Origin of the sequence: Microbacterium resistens NBRC 103078 (genome assembly GCF_001552355.1) — a bacterium.
Classification (GTDB): domain Bacteria; phylum Actinomycetota; class Actinomycetes; order Actinomycetales; family Microbacteriaceae; genus Microbacterium; species Microbacterium resistens.
This window is the reverse complement of the sequence record NZ_BCRA01000029.1, coordinates 39,654-57,957: the sequence shown is the minus strand read 5'-3', so window position 1 is coordinate 57,957 and position 18,304 is coordinate 39,654. Positions and strand designations below refer to the sequence as shown.

At 66.0% G+C, this 18,304-nt stretch carries 19 protein-coding genes and 3 tRNA genes; 12 read left to right on the top strand and 10 right to left on the bottom strand.

All coding sequences use genetic code 11. The features are described 5' to 3' along the window. Positions 1–353: 353 nt before the first annotated feature. A complete protein-coding gene (tilS, locus tag MR1_RS06415) occupies positions 354–1,361 on the bottom strand; it encodes a tRNA lysidine(34) synthetase TilS (RefSeq protein WP_372449949.1) in 1,008 nt (335 codons plus the stop codon). 115 nt (positions 1,362–1,476) lie between these two features. Here tilS and ppa point away from each other — a divergent pair, with 115 nt between their 5' ends. After that, complete coding sequence (ppa, locus tag MR1_RS06410; RefSeq protein ID WP_067244122.1) at positions 1,477–1,968, top strand: inorganic diphosphatase; 492 nt, start codon at positions 1,477–1,479, stop codon at positions 1,966–1,968. An 83-nt stretch (positions 1,969–2,051) separates the two neighbouring features. Here ppa and MR1_RS06405 read toward each other — a convergent pair whose 3' ends face one another. Continuing rightward, complete coding sequence (locus tag MR1_RS06405) at positions 2,052–3,494, bottom strand: M23 family metallopeptidase (RefSeq protein ID WP_067244120.1); 1,443 nt, start codon at positions 3,492–3,494, stop codon at positions 2,052–2,054. A 254-nt stretch (positions 3,495–3,748) separates the two neighbouring features. Here MR1_RS06405 and MR1_RS06400 point away from each other — a divergent pair. From MR1_RS06400 to MR1_RS06390, 3 genes are all read left to right on the top strand, one after another. Beyond that, positions 3,749–3,821: transfer RNA gene (locus tag MR1_RS06400), tRNA-Glu, on the top strand. 26 nt (positions 3,822–3,847) lie between these two features. Further along, positions 3,848–3,921 (top strand) — tRNA-Asp (locus MR1_RS06395). 67 nt (positions 3,922–3,988) lie between these two features. Next, a tRNA-Phe gene (locus tag MR1_RS06390) sits at positions 3,989–4,061 on the top strand. Between the two features lie 300 nt (positions 4,062–4,361). Here the strand turns inward: MR1_RS06390 and MR1_RS06385 are convergent. Continuing rightward, entirely contained in the window at positions 4,362–4,898 is a 537-nt protein-coding gene (locus tag MR1_RS06385) for a DUF3800 domain-containing protein (RefSeq protein WP_067244118.1), read from the bottom strand. A 90-nt stretch (positions 4,899–4,988) separates the two neighbouring features. Here MR1_RS06385 and MR1_RS06380 point away from each other — a divergent pair, with 90 nt between their 5' ends. After that, positions 4,989–5,627: a type IV toxin-antitoxin system AbiEi family antitoxin domain-containing protein gene (locus tag MR1_RS06380; protein WP_067244116.1), complete on the top strand. Its 639-nt coding sequence runs from the start codon at positions 4,989–4,991 to the stop codon at positions 5,625–5,627. 444 nt (positions 5,628–6,071) lie between these two features. Here the strand turns inward: MR1_RS06380 and MR1_RS06375 are convergent, their stop codons facing one another. The 7 genes from MR1_RS06375 to MR1_RS06345 form a co-directional block, all read right to left on the bottom strand. Further along, positions 6,072–6,272 (bottom strand): hypothetical protein, encoded by a 201-nt coding sequence (locus MR1_RS06375; RefSeq protein WP_067244114.1) that lies wholly within the window; start codon positions 6,270–6,272, stop codon positions 6,072–6,074. Then, positions 6,269–7,387 (bottom strand): tyrosine-type recombinase/integrase, encoded by a 1,119-nt coding sequence (locus MR1_RS06370; protein WP_067244111.1) that lies wholly within the window; start codon positions 7,385–7,387, stop codon positions 6,269–6,271. Before MR1_RS06370 ends, MR1_RS06375 begins: the two co-directional genes overlap by 4 nt. Then, entirely contained in the window at positions 7,374–7,607 is a 234-nt protein-coding gene (locus MR1_RS19700; RefSeq protein ID WP_067244109.1) for a helix-turn-helix transcriptional regulator, read from the bottom strand. The genes MR1_RS06370 and MR1_RS19700 overlap by 14 nt, the downstream gene beginning before the upstream one ends. Further along, positions 7,600–7,899: a replication initiator gene (locus tag MR1_RS20695; RefSeq protein WP_409366240.1), complete on the bottom strand. Its 300-nt coding sequence runs from the start codon at positions 7,897–7,899 to the stop codon at positions 7,600–7,602. Before MR1_RS20695 ends, MR1_RS19700 begins: the two co-directional genes overlap by 8 nt. Continuing rightward, positions 7,839–8,951: a replication initiator gene (locus tag MR1_RS06355; protein WP_067244104.1), complete on the bottom strand. Its 1,113-nt coding sequence runs from the start codon at positions 8,949–8,951 to the stop codon at positions 7,839–7,841. The genes MR1_RS20695 and MR1_RS06355 overlap by 61 nt, the downstream gene beginning before the upstream one ends. Continuing rightward, positions 8,938–9,342: a hypothetical protein gene (locus MR1_RS06350; RefSeq protein WP_067244102.1), complete on the bottom strand. Its 405-nt coding sequence runs from the start codon at positions 9,340–9,342 to the stop codon at positions 8,938–8,940. The genes MR1_RS06355 and MR1_RS06350 overlap by 14 nt, the downstream gene beginning before the upstream one ends. 124 nt (positions 9,343–9,466) lie before the next feature. After that, on the bottom strand, positions 9,467–10,378 hold the full coding sequence (locus tag MR1_RS06345) for an FtsK/SpoIIIE domain-containing protein (RefSeq protein WP_067244100.1): 912 nt from the start codon (positions 10,376–10,378) through the stop codon (positions 9,467–9,469). A gap of 268 nt (positions 10,379–10,646) precedes the next feature. Between MR1_RS06345 and MR1_RS06340 the strand changes: the two genes are divergently transcribed. From MR1_RS06340 to MR1_RS06315, 7 genes are all read left to right on the top strand, one after another. After that, entirely contained in the window at positions 10,647–11,837 is a 1,191-nt protein-coding gene (locus tag MR1_RS06340) for an ABC-three component system protein (RefSeq protein WP_157517918.1), read from the top strand. Continuing rightward, positions 11,834–12,355, top strand: coding sequence for a three component ABC system middle component (locus tag MR1_RS06335; RefSeq protein WP_157517917.1), 522 nt, complete (start codon positions 11,834–11,836; stop codon positions 12,353–12,355). Before MR1_RS06340 ends, MR1_RS06335 begins: the two co-directional genes overlap by 4 nt. A 55-nt stretch (positions 12,356–12,410) precedes the next feature. Further along, entirely contained in the window at positions 12,411–14,324 is a 1,914-nt protein-coding gene (locus MR1_RS19305; protein WP_169797657.1) for a DUF3732 domain-containing protein, read from the top strand. A gap of 351 nt (positions 14,325–14,675) precedes the next feature. Next, positions 14,676–15,026, top strand: a complete 351-nt coding sequence (locus MR1_RS06330) for a hypothetical protein (RefSeq protein ID WP_067244093.1) — start codon at positions 14,676–14,678, stop codon at positions 15,024–15,026. A gap of 159 nt (positions 15,027–15,185) precedes the next feature. Further along, a complete protein-coding gene (locus MR1_RS06325; RefSeq protein ID WP_067244090.1) occupies positions 15,186–16,001 on the top strand; it encodes a hypothetical protein in 816 nt (271 codons plus the stop codon). Between the two features lie 237 nt (positions 16,002–16,238). Then, positions 16,239–17,234, top strand: coding sequence for an amidohydrolase family protein (locus MR1_RS06320; protein WP_067244088.1), 996 nt, complete (start codon positions 16,239–16,241; stop codon positions 17,232–17,234). 49 nt (positions 17,235–17,283) lie between these two features. Continuing rightward, complete coding sequence (locus MR1_RS06315; RefSeq protein WP_084344413.1) at positions 17,284–18,297, top strand: ABC transporter substrate-binding protein; 1,014 nt, start codon at positions 17,284–17,286, stop codon at positions 18,295–18,297. Positions 18,298–18,304: the final 7 nt, after the last annotated feature.

Below are 18,304 nucleotides of genomic sequence, written 5' to 3'. Positions count from 1 at the left end.
TCGGCGACATCCTCGGCGGCCTCGGCGGGATGCTCGGCGGGGGGTCGTCGGGCGGCTCCGGCGGCGGCATCGACATCGGGGGCCTCCTCGGCGGCCTCTTCGGCGGCAAGAAGTAGCCTCACCCCCTCCGGTCGTCGAGCGAGCGGAGCGAGACGAAACGCGCCACGCCCGACGCCGGGTCACCGCGTTTCGTCTCGTCGCTGCGCTCCTCGCTCAACGACCGGAGGAAGTGCCGGTCGTTGAGCGAGCGGAGCGAGACGAAACGCGCCCACCCCACCGGTCGTCGAGCGAGCGGAGCGAGACGAAACGCGCCACCCCACCGGTCGTTGAGCGAGCGGAGCGAGACGAAACGGTCAGGCGCGGGCAGCGAACACGATCCGCCCGCCGACGCGGGCCGCGGTGCAGGCGGGCAGGTCGATCGGCCCCTGACCCGACCACTCGGTCACCAGCCGGGCCACTTCGAGGGTCTGCCGGCGGGTGAGCGCGACGCCGAACTCGCTGTCGACGACCAGCCGGATGATGCGGTTGCGCAGCGCCGCCGGGTTGGCGGCGAGCGCCGCGGCGCTCACGGAGATCCCTGCTTCGGCGTGCTCGACGATGTCCTCGATCGTCTCGTGGATCATCTCGTCGAACGCCTCGGCGTCCTCCCGCAGCTGCTCCGCGGTCCGCGCGAGCGCCTCGGCGATCCCCGGCCCCAGCTCCTCCTCCATCACGGGAAGGACGCGCTCGCGCGCCCGGACGCGGGAGAACCGCGGATCCGCGTTCTGGGGGTCCTCCCACGGGGAGAGGCCCTCCGCGGAACAGGCGGCGCGGGTCGTCTCCCGCCGGACCCCGAGCAGCGGACGGAGCCATCGCACGCCGTCCTCGTCGGTGCGCACGGGCGCCATGCCCTGCAGGCTCGCGGCGCCGGATCCCCGCGCAAGGCCCAACAGCACGGTCTCGGCCTGGTCGTCCAGGGTGTGCCCGAGGAGCACCGCGGCACCCTCTCTCGCCGCCGCCGCACGCAGCGCGGCGTACCTCGCCGTGCGCGCCGCCGCCTCCGGCCCGTCTCCGTCGGCGGCGACCGTCACCCGCTCGACGTGCGCTTCCAGCCCGAGCGCCGTGGCCGCCGCGGCTGCCCGTCGTGCGGCGTCGGCCGATCCGTCCTGGAGCCCGTGGTCGACGGTGACGCTCAGCGTCCGGACACCGCGGCGACGTGCTTCGAACGCGGTGGCCGCGGCGAGAGCCAGGGAGTCCGCGCCGCCGGAGAGGGCGACCACCACGGCGGAGGGCTCGGGGTCCAGGGCGGCCAGGGCCGTCCGTACGGCGAGGCGGATCTCGGCGACGGCGGGGGCGAGGGGTCGGTCGGGCACGACTCCGATCGTAGTTCTCGAGAAGCTCCTGTCGAGAAGGGCACGAGAAGAGCACGAGAAGAGCACGAGAGGCACGCGAGTAGGCTTGTCGCGGCATCCAACCGTCATATCAAGGAGCACACGTATGGGCGCACACGACGCCGTCATCGAGATCCCGCGCGGCAGCCGCGTGAAGTACGAGGTCGACCACGAGACCGGGCGAGTCCACCTCGACCGCGTCCTGTACACGACCTTCGGCTACCCGGCCGACTACGGATACTTCGACAACACGCTGGGCGAGGACGGCGATCCGCTCGACGTGCTCGTGCTGCTGGATCACGCGATCTTCCCGGGCGTCGTCGTGAACGTGCGTCCCGTCGCGGTGCTGAAGATGAGCGACGAGGCCGGCGGCGACGACAAGCTGGTCGCGGTGCTCTCGAAGGACCCGCGCTGGGCGCACATCCAGGACATCGGCGACCTCCCCGAGTACACGAAGAAGGAGATCGAGCACTTCTTCGAGCACTACAAGGACCTGGAGCCCAACAAGTGGGTCAAGGTCGACGCGTGGGGCGACGCCGCCGAGGCGCAGCGCATCCTCGACGAGGCGATCGAGCGTTTCGGCGCCGAGGGGCACTGACCCGCGGATCCCGCAGACGCAGAAGACCCCCGGTCCGCTTCGGCGGCCGGGGGTCTTCCCGTCGGCGGACGCGACATCCGGGCTCAGCCCATGTAGACGCCGCGCTCCTCCATGAAGTAGATCGGGTTGATCGCGTCGCCCCACTGGTACACCTCGAAGTGGAGGTGGCAGCCGAAGGATCCGCCGGTGTTCCCCGCGTAGGCGATGACCTGACCGGCCGACACCCACTGCCCGCCGCTGACCGCGAAGCCGCCGTCGACGATGTGCGCGTAGCCGGTGGCGATGCCGTCGCCGTGGTCGATCTTGATGTAGTTGCCGTAACCGCCGTTCCAGAACGCGCCCTCGACCCAGCCGTCGTGCGCAGCGTAGATGGGTGCGCCGCAGCCGTTGGCGAGGTCGACCCCGCGGTGGAAGCTCGACGAGCAGCCCCAGGCGTCGCAGTCGGGGATGCGGGGACCGTATCCGGAGGACTGGAACCCGCCGTGCGGGCGCACCCAGCCGTTGCCGGGGCCGACGCCTCCGCCGCCTCCCCCGCCGCCGTCTCCGGCCGGGGCAGGAGGCGGCGGGTTGTTGGCCTGCTCCTCCTCGCGGCGCCGGCGATCCTCTTCCTCGCGCTGGCGGCGCTCCTCCTCCTCACGACGGCGCCGCTCCTCCTCCTGGCGGCGGCGCTCCTCCTCGCCCTTCTGGTAGTCGGCGAGGGTCTTGGAGGTGGTGTCCTTGAGCGCGGCGAGCTGGGCCTCGAGCTGGATCATGTGATCCTGCTGATCCTTCAGCGCGGCGGCAGCGGCGTCGGCCGCGGCCTGCGCCTTGCGCATCTTGTCTTCCGCGATCTTCTGCAGGCGGTCGCGCTCGTCCCGGGCGGCGGAGGCCTGGTCGCTGAGGCTCTGGGCGGAGTTGCGGGCGGCGACGGCCTTGTCGTAGACGGCCTGGTTGCGCGTGAGCAGACGATCCATCTGCCCGAGCTTCTGCAGCAGTTCGTCGGCGCTCGCTGCGGATCCGGCGAAGAACAGCTCCAGCGAGGTGTTGTCGCCGCCGTTGCGGTACAGCTGGGCTGCGACCTTCCCGGCCTCGCGGGCGGTCTCGGTGGCCAGCTGCTCCTGCGCGTCGGCCTGCGTCTGGAGGTCCCGCGCACGCTGAGCCGCATCGAAGAAGGCCTGCTGCGCCTCGTAGAACTCGTTGCCCGCGGCCTCCGCGGCCGCCTTGGTCTCCGCGACGCGCTGCGTGAGCGCCGCGATGAGGCCCTGGATCCGCTCGATCTCGGCGGCCTTCGCGGCCTCGTTGTTCATGGCGTTCTGGACGTCGTCCCACGAGGGGTAGTCCTGGGCCCAAGCCGCGGACGCGCTGCCGAACCCGGCGCCGATGGCTCCGATGGTGGCGATGCCGAGTGCACCGATCCCCAGGGCGCTGCGCCGGGAGACGCGCAGGGAAGAGGGCCAGAAGGCACTCTTCTCGGCGGCCGTGGGGGCACAGCCGCAGGCGACGTCGTCGACGTTCGGGTCGCTGACGACGTTCTTCGGGTCGCTCACACGGCCTCCTTTCGCCGTTTTCACAGAAGTCACAGTAACAACATCCATCACATTCGCAACAGGTGTGGAGGGAGCGGAGTGAGGATGTCCGGCGCGGCGTGCGTGCCGATCCGGAGCCCGGTGGACCCACGCCGTCGCTGGCCATCCTCCCCTGGACACGCCCGGGATCCGGGCCGACGCGCCCTCGATTCGCGTTTTGGCGGACGAGTCGTTTATGCTTGAGCGTCGGCAAGTGAGCCCTCGGGATCGCCTGCGGCCCCATCGTTTAGCGGCCTAGGACGCCGCCCTTTCACGGCGGTAGCACGGGTTCGAATCCCGTTGGGGTCACTCATCCGATACAATTTCATAGTTCTGGCCCTGTAGCGCAGTTGGTTAGCGTGCCGCCCTGTCACGGCGGAGGTCGCGGGTTCAAGTCCCGTCAGGGTCGCTCCGAGCGATGAGCCTTCTTTCGAGGAGGCTCTTCGTCTAGGACGCGACAGGTTCGCCGGTCGCGCGGCTCTGTAGCTCAGTTGGTAGAGCGTTCGACTGAAAATCGAAAGGTCACCGGATCGATGCCGGTCGGAGCCACAAGGGTGATCGTTACAATCACCCCAGGAACCCTCGCGTAGCTTCTACATCGCGGGGGTTTCGTCTTGCCCGGGTCCGGTCGTTGAGCGAGCGAAGCGAGACGAAACGCGCCTCCCACGGGGCTTGTGCCGGTTTTGTGCCGGTAGCGCCCTCGTCTCCCTCACGTCGAACCACGCTGATCAGCCAGCCGATGGCGGCCCAATTAGCCGCCTATTCGGGCTACACTGGGAGCACGGCGGGCAATAGCCCTCGGAGCCTGGCAGTCTTCCGGACGGTATGACGAGCCAGGCTCACGTGTTTCTACAGCCGGGTTACGCGCGCCTCTACGATCGCCTCTGCGCGGCGGACCCAGTCCCCTCCACTCGAGTAGCACCAGGCCACAGCGTCACTCACCCAGAGCAGCGGATGCTCGTGCGGTGCTGCGTGCTGATAGCGGAAGCCGGCGGATCCCTCGCGCCGCAGAATCTCAGCGATCAGCCGGCGGTCGGCCTGCTCAACTGACTCGTCGCGTTCGATGATCAGTTGGTCGATGCCGTCGCGAGCAGCTTCCTCGATTAGCGCGCTAAATGACATCGGACGAGCCTCCTTGTCTGACCGCTGCTTTACGATCCAGACGGACACCCGAACGTCAAGAGTGCACATGCGGGAGAGGATCAGGCGCCGGCGGCTGTCACTCTCGCTCTTGAAGTGAATGCGCCGCTGCCCCGGCTTGAGCAGCGTCCGCAGCGCACGCTCGGAAGCTTGTACGTCGCCAACGACGGCTGCAGTTGCAACGACGTAGTAGCCACGCGCCTTCGACTCGTCGACGTAGACGCGGTCAGCAGGGCGGAAGGGCATGCTTCAAACCTAGAGTTCTCCTCCGACGCGGCCCTGGCGACAAGCCAATTGTTGTCATCGTTTGCACCAGTTTTCATGTACAAATGCTGTATGGCTGGATCGACGATCGCGCGTCTCGGTTCCATAGCAGCTGAGCAATGGGGCATGTTCACGACGTCGCAAGCGATGGCAGTCGGCGCAGCACGCAACACGCTCTCCGCTTTGAATGCATCGAGCGCGATCACCCGAGTCGCGCAGGGCGTCTACCGAATGGCCGGTGTGCCAGAATGCGCCCCAGAGATCGACCGGATCCGGATCGATTGGCTCGCAGTGGGCGGGACCGGTCTGACCGTGGCAGGCAAGTCCGCCGCCGCCGTGCATCGCATTGGAGACTGGTTCCCCGGCGTGACCGAGCTAGTGGCACCACACCGACGCACAACTCGCCTCCCCAGCATTCGGCTACGGGTGCGCAAGCTCGACGCACCCGATGTGACGTACATCGACGGGCTGCCGACCATGACAGTCGAGCGAACGATCGCGGACCTGGTCGAGGCTCGCGAGGATCCGTCGCTGGTCGCTGACGCTCTGTGGCACGCCGTGCAGAACGGAACGCTCCTCGCCCCACGGAGGCTAGCGCAGCTGCTCGACCCGCTCGCTCGGCGGAACGGTGAAGTGACCGGCGCCGATCTTGGCGAACGGATGATGCTCGCTGCTGGCCTCGACGAGACGTGGATCGCTCGTCTTCGATGACAGCCACCCCGCCGATGCTCACTCGAGGCGCGACCATGGCTTGGGTAGAGTAGGTCACCGAGTCGATAGGCCTCCGCACTGTCGAGCGGGAAGGCATCGAACTGCTCCATGATCGGGAACCGTACGGCCCACTCATCCTCATCGGTATCAGGTTCACCGACCAGGCTCATCGCGACATCGATGCGTTCCGGGCCATCGACAGCCTGATCGATCGACACCCAAACGTCGGTCGATGGGACGACGTCGCCGTTGTCCTCAATTCGGCTCGGAGGCCAAATCCAGATCACCAGGTCGTACGCGCTCTCAAACTCCCACCCGCGGGCGAGCAAGTACCGATGCAACGCAAGGATTGCGCCTAGGCTTCGGATCTCCTGCTCCGTGGCCTCGCTCATCGAAGTGCGCGGTCCAAGGATGCTCGCCGTGATCTCTTCGATTCCGTCCATTTCAGGCCTCCTCCGTCGCCTCGTTCAGCAGCTCCATCGCATCTTCGACCTGGTCGACAGCACTCTCGAAGTAGCGACGCTCTTCGTCCGAGACGGCGGTGTGGATGTTCCCGAGCAAGACGTCGCGGTGGCTGTCGAGCGCTGCAATCAGAACCAAAAGGAGTTCCTCGTCGATGGCCAGGTGAACAACGGACGCACTCATTCGGTTGCTCCTATAAGTCGGTCCAGCGCACTGTTCGCGCGGATCGCGGCATCCGACCGCGCACGGCTGTACCTCTCCGTCACCTGCATCGACGAGTACCCTAGGATCGCCTGCACGTCGTTCGCGGCTGCACCGGCGTCGAAGAGCAGCGTCGCCAGCGTGTGTCGGAGATCGTGGATCCGCAGGTCGGGTCGATCAAGCCGGGCACGAATGGCGTCCCAGTCGACGAAACGGCGCACGTTTGACGCGCTCAGTCGTCCGCCCCTCGGCCCTGTGAAGACCAGATCGCTCCGACGCTTGTCTTCGATCCCCTGGCGTACGAACGGCATGAGCGCGCTCGGCAGCGGCACGGTCCGTTCCTTGTGACTCTTCGGCGACTGTTCGATCAGTTCGCCTGCACGACCGGGAGAGAAGCTGCGCCGAACGTGGATCACGCGTCCGGGCAGGTCAACGTCGCCGACTCGGAGCGCACTCGCCTCGCCGGCACGCATCCCGGTGTAGACCAGCGCTGCGAGGTCGGCGCGATACGGTCCGACCTCAACGGCTGCGAGCATCGCCGTCACTTCATCGGCGGTGAGCGCACGAGAGCGGAAGCTTCGAACGCCTTCATCCTTCGGCCGACGAGCGAGACGTGCGGGGTTCGCCTCGAGAATGCCCGCTCTGGCCGCACCATCGAGCAGCCGGCTGAGCATCGACAGCGCATCGTTTCGAGTCGAGGCCGTGCCGTCCCACTCGGCGATCGCCTGTTCGATGTCACCGACGGTGATCGCTTCGAGCTTGCGGTGCCCGAACCAAGGCTTCACACGCTTGCGCCAGGCCACGTCATACCCGCGTGCGGTCGCCGGCCGGACGCCGGACTCGATCGTCGACCAGTAGCGCGCGTGCCATGCGTTGAGCGACATCGCGCCGTCGGGGCGCACCTGCTTGCGCGCTTCGCTCCTGAGCTTCTTCGCCTCCGCGAGAGTGTCCACCAGGAAGCTGCGCTCCCAGTCTTCCCCGTTGAGTCCCGTCGCCCACACGCGGACCTGATACTTGTTGCGATCGGCTCGATAGCGGATGCCCTCGGGGAGCGCTCGCCTGCTCTTCGGATCGACGCGTTCGCTACGGCCGGCCACGGGTGCCCCCTGACTCGAGGAAGGCTTCGATCGTCGACGCCTTCCAGAGCATGTGCTTGCCCATGTGCGCATCCGGGAACGGCACTCGCGCCTGTCTCCGGAGCGAGTCGAAAGTCGACAGCGGCACACGGCACCGTGCTGCAACCTCGCGCCGCGTCAGGTACTCGTCGATCTCCTCGACGTCAGCACGATCCTCCAGCAGTTCAACGACGTCACGCATGTCCCTCTCCTTCTTTCTTGAGATGCACTCGTCGCGCATCTCGCCATTCACGAGCTACCCGCGCGGCCTCGACAGCAAGCGCTCGATCTCCGTCAGAGCGCCATCCCATACCGGCGAAGCTCCAAGACCCGATCACGAGCACCTCGTCGACCTCATGTCCGTCCGCGCGTGCGTGCTCAGCGATCCGCTCGAGCCGCCAACGTCCACGTGCCCCGCGCAGTGAACCGAGCGTCACGGAGTAGCGGCGGGATTTCGATGAGAAATGCCCTCGGAAGCCAGCATGTGAGCCCACTTGCCCAGCAACACGAACTCTTCGACGCCTGTCGAGGCGATCGCAGCCGCCGTGTCCTTGAGCAGCCGGATGTGCCGTCGCGCCCCACCTTCGCCGTCGAGATCCTCTGTCGCTTTCGTCGCGTACTTGGCGATGTACGCCGCGACCGCCCGATCGGACAGCGCACCATCGAGACCGTCGCGACGGACGATCGGCTGGACGTCGAGCTGCGCACCCCAGCACAGAATCCTCGTTGTGGTCTCGCCCGGAACCAGCGGAGCCTCGAACGAGACTCGGCGCGCTGCAGCTCGTACCGCGGCCGCCAGGTGTGCCTCAGATATATCGGCCGGAGGTCGCGGGAACTCCTCGAACTCGCTCACACCGTCCAGGCGGATGATCGCGTGGAAGTGCACGGCGCCTCGGCGCTGGAATTCGGCAACCTTCGCGAACTGGACGCGGACGACTTCGGCCGCCGCGGTCTGAGTGAGCCCCAACTCACGGGAGAGACTTCGTCGCAGCTGAATCGTGAATCTCCGCCAGAGCTCGGGAGCGAAGAACTGCCAGACCACGTGACCCGCGTAGTCGTAGCAGTCCTCACAGAGCGGGTCGCCGAGCATCGAGTCGTCGTCGCGGTGATCGCACTGGCAGCCTCGAGGCCGACCGTGAGCACAAGCACCGTTGCGGCGCGAGCGCGACGCTGAATGCACGGCACCGAACGAAGGGGCGGTCAAGGTGACGAATGCCATCGGGTGGCCGGCGATGGCTTCCGGCACGCCCTTCATCCCGCCCGCGGCACCGGCCATGATCATGTGCCAGGTGTCCCCCTTGTACTCGTGGCTGCAGGACTCGCATCGACGCGCACGCCGGTTTCCGCAACGCGTGTACGTGAGCCCATCGGGCTGCGTTGCCGTCGCGAACTCGCGGAGCACCTCGCCAGTGCCCGCGTCGAGGGTCGCGGATGAGCCGGATAGCCGGACCGGGTTCGAACAGAATCCGGTCCGCGCGGCACCGCGCATCCATTCGTCGAACTCGGGACTCCTCAACCTGGTGGCGACTGACTCAGCGAGGCTCATCAGACACCACCATCGTCGGCACGGCACAGCCGATCGGAGAGACCAGACCGGTAGCTTCGTCTCGCAGGACAGGCCGGCAAACGGCTGCGTCGAGACGGTCCGCCCGGCGGTAGTCCTGCCACGCGAGGATCTCGGCGTCCGTACAGGACGGGTTGGCGATCCGCCCGTACTTCGGCGTGTACGAGATCATCGCCGAGTCCTCGTACACGGCGAGGTAGTCCTGAGCGGCGCGATCCCAGACGAGTCGAAGGTTACAAGGCATTGGATTCGGCGAGGTGGCCGCAGCGGACTGCGCCTGCGTCGCACCCGTCGAGTACCCGAGCGCAGCACCCCCGGCGAGTAGCAGCGTGCCTGCCAGTACAGAGATAGAGATGAACGTTGCCTTCTTCATGATTCCCCCTCGGGTTCGGTTGTCGGCTTAGGTCGTCGAGCGCGGGCGGGCCGTGCCTTGGGCGCGGGTTCCGGTTCGGGCACTTCGACGGGACGGATGAGGCGCGAAGTAGATGAGTGCGGCATCACGGATCTGGTCGTCGGAGGCCGTATGCCGCGCGTACCCGTTGCGGTGGGGAGCCGTTCTCCGCCAGCACGTAAGCGACACCAGGCGTGGACGGGGAGATCTCGTGGCACAGTGCTCCTGCCGCCACGGCACCGTCGCCGAGCACCATGGCGGTTTCCATCCGGTCGCGCAAGCGGAGCCCTACGGTCTGGGTGAAGAGCCCGCGCGCCGGAAGTGTCTCCTTGCGCGGGTCCTGAAGGCACGCGAAAACGATGAAGCCGACAGCGCGCCCCTGCGAAGCCAGAGTTGCGATCGCGGCGTTCGCGCGGCGCAGCAGGTCCCGATCGGTCTCGTACGCCGTGAGGGCGGCGAGCTCGTCGATCAGCACGATCACCGTGGGACTCTCAACTGTCGGCCTGTGCTGACGCGTGATCCCAGCCAGCTCCCGCGCGCGCTGCTGCATCTGCTCGACAGCCGACTCGAGCAGCGCCACGGAGCGCGGGGCATCGTCGGCGAATCGAGTGAGCAGATCCCGCCCCATCGCCAGCTCCATGCCGCCCTTGCGATCGATTCCCCAGACCTCGATGAGCCCGGCATGAATCGGCTGCACGAGGCCGAGGAGCAGTCCCCAGACCAGCGACGCCTTGCCGCTTCCGGAGGAGCCCGCGACGAGAGTGTGAGGTCCGAGCGGCAGGCGCCACTCAAAGCCGCCGTCAGACATCCCGATCAGCACTGACGCGCTGTCCCAGGTGCCACCCAGCGGAAGCTCGAACGACTGGGCAAGCGCATCGACGTACTCGACCCGCAGGGTCAGGCGGCCGATCTGCTCGCCGGCGACCGTGACACGGACGGCGTTGATCTTTCGTCGTTCATGGCCACAGCGCTCAAGCGCCGCGACGCAGAGCTGCTCGAGGTGTTCAACGAGTGGCACCGGCGGTTCGAAGCCCGCGAGATCAAGCCCGCCGACGTCAAGGCGACTGCCACCCGGGTTCGGCGGTCAACGAAGTGAGCCGAGCTGTGAGGATTTTCTTTACCCGTTCAAGGCCGGCCTAGCGGCCGGCTGCGCCACCTGCGGTGCGTCCGGTCCTCGCTCCGCTGCGGTCCGGGCGCTCCTCGGCGACGCACCGACCGGAATCCGACTTGTGCGACGATGTCGGAACCCACGACGATGATGTCAAGCCAATCCGGAAGGAAGCCAGGTGGTTTCGCACGACGCATCGGCCAGCGCAGTTGGCTACCTCTATCAGGTCCGATGGGCGTTGTTAGAACTCCTTCGCGGAGCACGCACCCGTCCCGACATGAGCCTGACCCTCGAGAAGCTGGACGATGTCGCGTGGGAGGACTCCGTAGGCGACCCACTGTCAGCGCTCCAGTTGAAGCATCACGCGGTCGGCCAAGGATCCCTGTCCGACAAGAGCGCAGACCTTTGGCGGACTCTGAAAGTCTGGATTGATGATGTGAGACTCCGCCAAATCGACGGCCCCGAGCTATCGATCGTCACCACCGCAACGGCCCCGCTTGACTCGGCGGCCTGGTTCTTACGGACGGAGTCCCGCGACACTGCGATGGCGCTGATCCGGATTGATTCCGCGGCGGAGACCTCCACTGACCAAACGACAAGAGATGCGCGGCTGGCGTGGCAGGCACTGCCAGAGCCGGAGCGGCTTGGTATCGTGCAGCGAACGACGGTGCTCGACGCGGACGTCCGCATCGAAGGGCTCGATGCGGCTATCGATCGAGAGTTGTGGATGATCGCACCTCGTGATCGCGAAGCCGACTTTAGGGCAGAGCTCGATGCTTGGTGGCTCACCGTTGCTATCGATCTCCTACGCAAGGCCCGCGGGTCAATCAGCGTCCGCGAGGTGAAGGCGAAACTCGATGACATTCGGGACCGTTTTTTGCCCGACAATCTTTTGACGATAGACGTCCCGGTCACGCCAGAGGAAGCACTAGCACAGTACGAGCATAGAAACTTCGTGCGCCAACTCGAGTTCATTAACGCAACTCCCGTGATGCTCCGCACTGCTGTGACAGATTTCCATCGGGCGGTGACTCAAACCACTGAATGGCTTGATCGCAATCTGATCGAAATGACCGAATTTGACCGGTTCAAAGAGCGACTCATTGATGAGTGGGAGATCGCCTTCGACGACATGATTGATGACCTTCCGAAGGATGCCCCAGCAGATGATCGGGCCAAGGCCGGCAAGCTGCTGTATCGCCGCCTTCGCGACTCTGTCGCCGTCCAGGTCCGCCCACGCTACACAGAAGCGTTTTACGCTCGCGGCATCAGGCACGAGATCGCAGATGGTGGTTCGTGTGGCTGGCATCCCGACTTCGAGTCGCTGATCGAAGCCCTCACTGTTGGAACGCTGGAGGCGACCGATTGAAGGATTCGCAGAACGCGATAACGGCAATGGCGTTGCCCAACTGGGACAATCGCTCGTGGGTCACGGGCAGCATGCTGAATCCCGCCTTGATCGCTACAACACTCGTTGCCACCGCGAACATGTATGAAGAGCAGTCTGGCGATGCGATGCCGTGGGAACTAGCATTCCTGTCCGTCCCCATGGTCCTGCACCGTGATACGCGCGAAGCCCTACCTACGCGCATCAACTCCCACACTACGAAGTGGGTCGCTGAGAATGCGGCACTCCAAGCCTCGTTCCCGAGCCGCGCGCGGAGCATGGTTCCATACACGCGTGAAGGGATGCGATTCGGGCTTCGCACGGGCTCGCTCAGGATCATCGACGGCGAGGGGTTGCTCGGAACACCCAGTTGGAAGCTAAACCGAGACCGGGACAGGGAGCTCGCGCTCATCATCGGCAAAGCGTCCTTCCTCGGACGATGGTTCGCCCGTACCGGACCGCCTGCGACCCTCTATGCGCTGTTCGGTGTGGCACCATGATGCTGTGCAGCTAATCAGTGTCGCGGTGTACAACCTAGATGGGCGAGTCCGCCCTGTGGACTTCCGCACCGGCCGGTTGAACATCGTCACAGGCGCTTCACGGACAGGAAAAAGCGCCCTCCTCGATATCGTCGACTTCTGTCTAGGTCGTGACGAGGCACCGATCCCGCAAACCAAGGTGTTTCATTCAGTTGCCTGGTACGGATGCCTTTGGCAGTTTGACGACGGATCCAGGGCGTTTACTGGACGACCAATGTTCAAGCCGGGCAAGTCATCCACGAGCCGAGCGATGCTTCAGCTCGGAGGCAAGGACCTCGCGCTCCCCCAATACGAAGAGTTGACCGAGAACACTGACTCCTCGACTCTTCGCGAGCAACTCGGCGCGCGGATAGGACTCGGGGACTCGCGGTTGAGTCCCCCTGAGGGGTCCACGCGAAGCCCGTATCGAGTCGGCCTTGGGCAGGCTGCAATCTTCTTGTTCCAAGCTCAGAGCGAAATCGCCAATAAGTCCCTCTTGTTCCATCGTCAAGGCGAAGATGGCATGGCAGCTTCCATCCGCGATTCGCTACCGTTCTTTCTCGGCGCGGTTAGCGGCGACCATGCGGAACGACACGACCAGCTTCGGCGCGCGAAGCGTGATCTTCGACGGGCGGAGATCGCGCTTGACGCTGCAGTCGCGGAAGCGGCCGACCACGATACTCAGATTCAAGCCCTCGTGGCGGAGGCGTACGCATCCGGTCTCACCGACGTTGACCGAGCACCGACCACCGAGATCGCTTTGGAAATCTTGGGACGAGTGCTCGCAAGCCCTGTCGATCCAAGCGACGACGACCTCTCGATCGATATCCGTTCACAGGATCGAGTTGCTGAGCTACGGCTCGAGAAGCATCAGTTGACAACAGAGCTCGGATACCTACTCGATCAACGAGATGCTCTTCTCGAAGTGTCGAGTACCGAAAACGGCTACGATGCTGCGATTGCCAAGCAGGCGCAGCGGCTGCGCAGCATCGAACTCCTTCCTGCTCCGGAAACGGCAGACTCCGGAGTCTGCCCCGTTTGTTCACAGCGGCTTCAGGATGAGGACCCGACTGCTGCGCAGATGACTGCGCGCCTCGCCCGCCTGTCCCAAGAGCTCGAAGCACTAGCTCTAGCTCAACCAGGCAGACAAAAGGCGCTCACGGTCATCACTGAACAGATCCACAGCGCACGCGAGCGGCTCGTCAGCGTGGAGGCAGCTGTCGATGCCTACGACTCCACATCGAACGAGGAAGGCACGATCCTTGATCGCAGTCGCTCCCAGTTTGTGCGCGGACGTATCGATGCGACGATCGGTCGACTTGCTAGACGCAACGAGACTGATCTTTCGCAGATGACGACGGCAGTGGAGTCAGCGCGACGACGTGTCGAGTCGTTGGAGCGAGAGCTTGACGACGACGTTGCCCGCGAGCGCCTCACATCGGCACTGATCACACTGGGCAGGGAAATGACTCGCTTTGCGCAGTCACTAAAGCTAGAGAACTCCGAGCATGGCGTCCGGCTAGACATTGCAAAACTGACGGTCGTGACGGACACAGCTGCAGGGCCTGTGCCGCTTTCGGGCCTGGGCTCGGGGGCGAACTGGCTCGGGTATCACCTGGCGACCCACCTGGCCCTACACAAACTGTTCGTGCAGTCATCGCGACCTGTGCCCAGAATCCTTATGCTGGATCAGCCCACTCAGGCCTTCTATGAGTCGCGATCCACCGAGAGTCTTGAGCGCCTTAGCGAATCGGGAATACCGGAACAAGATGATCATGTTGCAGTGACTCGAATGTTCGAGCTTCTCGATCAATTTGCGAAGTCACTCGCACCTCATTTCCAGATCATCGTTAGTGATCACGCCCACCTTGCTGAGGATTGGTTTGAGGAAGCCGTCGAACACAATTGGCGAGGAGAAGCACTGATTCCAAAGGAGTGGATTAGCGACTAGCCGTGCCGGTTCTGTGCCGGTAGCCCCGCTGAAATCAGCCTCAACCAGCCGTCACCAACCATGACGACTTCCGCGGAATCACGCGGAGGACGGCGACTAACGAGTACCCACTGCCCCGCCGCATCCAACTGAAAATCGAAAGGTCACCGGATCGATGCCGGTCGGAGCCACAAGGGTGATCGTTACAATCGCCCCAGGAACCCTCGCGTAGCTTCTACATCGCGGGGGTTTCGTCTTGTCCGGCCCCCGGTCGTTGAGCGAGCGAAGCGAGACGAAACGCCCGCCCGACACATCTCCTCCTCGATTTGGCTCACTCATTGGCGACGGTCGAGCAGTCCCTAGGCTGGGCGCATGTCCCTGCCGCCGATGCCGAGTGCTCCTGGCCCCACAGGGGACGCCCCCGCGCAGGGGTCGCCCGCCCTGGGGCGCGTCGCGCTCGGGCTGGGCATCGCGACGCTCGTGTGCGGGCTGCTCGCCTTCCTGGACATGATCACGTTCATCCCCTGGCTCGGCGCGAGCCAGCTGGTCGGAGTCGCGCTCGGCATCGCGACGATCGTCGTGGCGGTCGTCGCGATCGTCCGACGCCGTGGACGGCGGCACGGGATCATCGGGCTGATCCTCGCCCTCGCCAGCGCTCCGCTCGCCTGGGCCCTGTCGATCGTCTACTTCGTGGTCTCCATGCTCCTGTATTACGGGATCTGAGCCGGCGCGGGGCGGGGTGACGGAAATGACGCCGGATAGCGGCGTTTCTTCCCACAGCGACGACGCCTTCGTGATCTCGCAGGCATACAAGCCGGGAGGATGAGATCCTGCGTCTCGACGCTTCGAGATCGCCGCCACGACGCCGCTAAGGTCGTGTCCATGTTCGAGTGGTTCGGCAGCGACCTCTGGGAAGAATGGCGGGCCACGCTCACGGCAGTGGGTACGCTCATCGCGCTTGGAATCGCCGGGCGCACGTACATGCTCAACAGTCGCCAGAAGCGAGAAGAGCAAGCAAGACTGGTCTACTCGCAAGTCGCGGCGATCAGCACCGTGCCGGCCGGGTCGACTCCTGAGTTTCCGGACGAGCCCGATGCTCTCATTGCCACCGAGGGAACAGGTTGGGGTCCGGGGAGACCGGTCAAGCAAAAGGCGATCATGGTCGTCGTGGAAGTCCACAACCGCAGCAAAGAGGTCATCGGTCCGCTCCACATCACGGTCGACTACACCAGCCAGCCCTGGCCGGAAGCACCGGGCATATCGCTGCAGGCACTGCCTCCGGAGTCATCTGTCCGCGTTTGCCTGCTGGGAAGGAACGAAGCGCCCGTCGGCAACTTCCTCCTCGAGCCATCGATTCTGTTTCGGGACTCAGCCGGCCACTGGTGGAAACGTCAAGGAACCGAACCGATTCATCTCGTGAGGAACGAACCGCGTCTCGCGTTGGCTGTCGACCATGCGCGTCCCACCCCCGACGGGCTCCGTGCCGTATCGCTTGGCACCGGGTTCAGGGGTACGTATCTCTCCTCCACACTCCTTCTCCGGTTCTTCGAGATTTCCCCCCGCATCCCGGTCCTACGGACGATACTCAGGAAGCTCAACATCCGCGAGAAGGCCGAAGAGCGTGCCCTGCGGAGACTTTCGCGCAAGTTCGAGGCTGCGTCGCACGAGGTTGACAGCGACCCTGCTCGACCGGCGTGACGCCACACCACCGCCGCGACTGACCACGCGGGCGCCAGCCCCGCGCCGCAGTTCGAGATAGCCCGGCACCGAGGCGCCACTCCGGAGTCCTGTCGAGCTCGTCATGAAGGAGGGTTCGACGCACCGGGTTGACCGACCCCGGGATCCCGTAACTCCACCACGAACCCGAGTGTTTGACATTTGATCAAATATCGCATTACGCTGAGGCAACCGATCCACGGAGTGCGAGGAGGCACCATGGGAAGCGCTGGAGCTCCGCACCCCGCGATCGACGTGCACACGCACCTCGCACCGCTCCTGGACGCGGCTTCGCAGCGGGAATCCGGGGTGGTGACGGACGACGACGGGCGCCTCGTCCTCGACGGGCGGGCGATCGGGCCCGACGCGCTGTACTCCCCCGACCGCCTCCTGCGGTACCTCGACGAGCACGCGCTCGACGCCGCCTTCGTCTCCGTCCCGCCGCCCTTCTTCCGCCAGGACCTGCCCGCCGAGCGCACCCAGGAGTGGGTCGAGGCGATCAACGACGGGATCCTCGCCGCCTGCGCCACGGACGACCGCCTGAAGCCGCTGGCCTACCTGCCGCTCGAGAACCCCGCGGCCGCCGCCCGCACCGTCCGCACGCACCTCGCGACCGACGCCTTCGTCGGCTGGGTGGGCGCGGCCGGCGGCCGCTCCGTGGCGCTCGACTCCCCCGAGCTCGCCGAGGCCTGGCATCTGCTGGCCGCCGACGGGCGACCGGTCCTGCTGCACCCCGCGGAGTCCCCCGACGAGCGGCTCGCCGCGCACTACCTGCACAACCTGCTCGGCAACCCGGTGGAGACCGGCGTCGCGACCGCCGAGCTCGTGCTCGGCGGTGTGCTCGCCGCCAACCCCCACCTGCGGATCGTGCTGGTGCACTGCGGCGGGGTCGTGCCCTCCGTCGCCGCCCGCTGGCAGCGCGGCCTCGACACCGCCCGCCCCGGACTGGACGCGTCATCGCCGCCGGTCGCGACGATGCTGCGCGGTCTCTACGCCGACTGCCTCACGCACGACGGCGCCAACGTCGACCTCGCCCGCCACGTCTTCGGCGACGATCGCCTGCTGCTGGGCAGCGACTGGCCGTTCCCGATGGGGCTCGAGGACCCGCGGGAGCCGATCGCCCACCTCGACCCGGCGCTTCAGGACCGGATCGCCCGGATCAACCCGAGCCGCCTCACCTCCGCCCATCACCCCCTCTCGCTCGGCATCCGCTGATCGAGTCCCGCCCCGCGTTCCACCGTTCGAAGATGAAAGGTCAGCAATCATGAGGAAGCCCTTCCGCTCCGCCCTCGTGGCGGGACTCGCCGTTCTCGCCCTGACGGTCGCCGGATGCTCCAGCCAGGCCCCCGCCGCGGCCGACGGCACGGCCGGCACCGACGCCCCCGAGGGGCTGACCCCGGTCACGTACCTCACCTCCTTCAACACCTTCGGCCGCGACGCCTACGCGTACGTGGCGCTGGAGAAGGGCTTCTTCGAGGACGCCGGGTTCGACGTCGAGATCCAGCCGGGATCCGGGACCGTCGACGTGCTCAAGCTCGTCGCCTCAGGAAAAGCCGACTTCGGCGTGGGCGATTTCCAGGCGGCGGCTCTGACCATCGCGAACGAGCAGATCCCCGCCCGGATCGTCAGCGCGATCCAGGACAAGTCGCTCGCGGCCATCGCCACCGCGGAGGGCTACGGCATCAGTCAGCCGAAGGACCTGGAGGGCAAGAAGATCGCCGACCAGCCGGGCTCGGTGAACGAGGTGCTCTTCCCCGTATACGCGGAGGCGGCCGGCATCGACGCGAGCACCGTGACCTTCGTGCCCGCCCAGCCCTCCGCACTGCCGCAGCTCCTGGCGAGCAAGCAGGTCGACGCGATCGGGCAGTTCGTCGTCGCCGACGGCCTGATCCGGGGCGCGACCGGTGAGGCCGGTGTCTTCCTGCCGTTCAGCGACTACCTCGAAGACCTCTACGGCAACGCGCTGTTCGCCTCGGAGAAGCGGGTCGCCGACGATCCCGAGAGCATCACGCGGTTCAACGAGGCCCTGCACCGAGGCCTGGCGTACGCGATCGAGAACCCCGAGGAGACCGGCGAGATCCTCGCCAAGTACCAGCCGACGCAGAAGCCGGACGTCGCCGCGGGCGAGGTCGAGGCGATGACGCCCTACGTCGGCGACCCCGCCGGCAACGGCCTGCTCGATCCGGCCCGGGTCGAGGCGATCCTCGCGCTGCTGGTCGAGGGCGGGGCGATCACGTCCGAGCCCGACGCGTCTGCCATCGTCGCGCCGGTCGAGTAGGACCGTC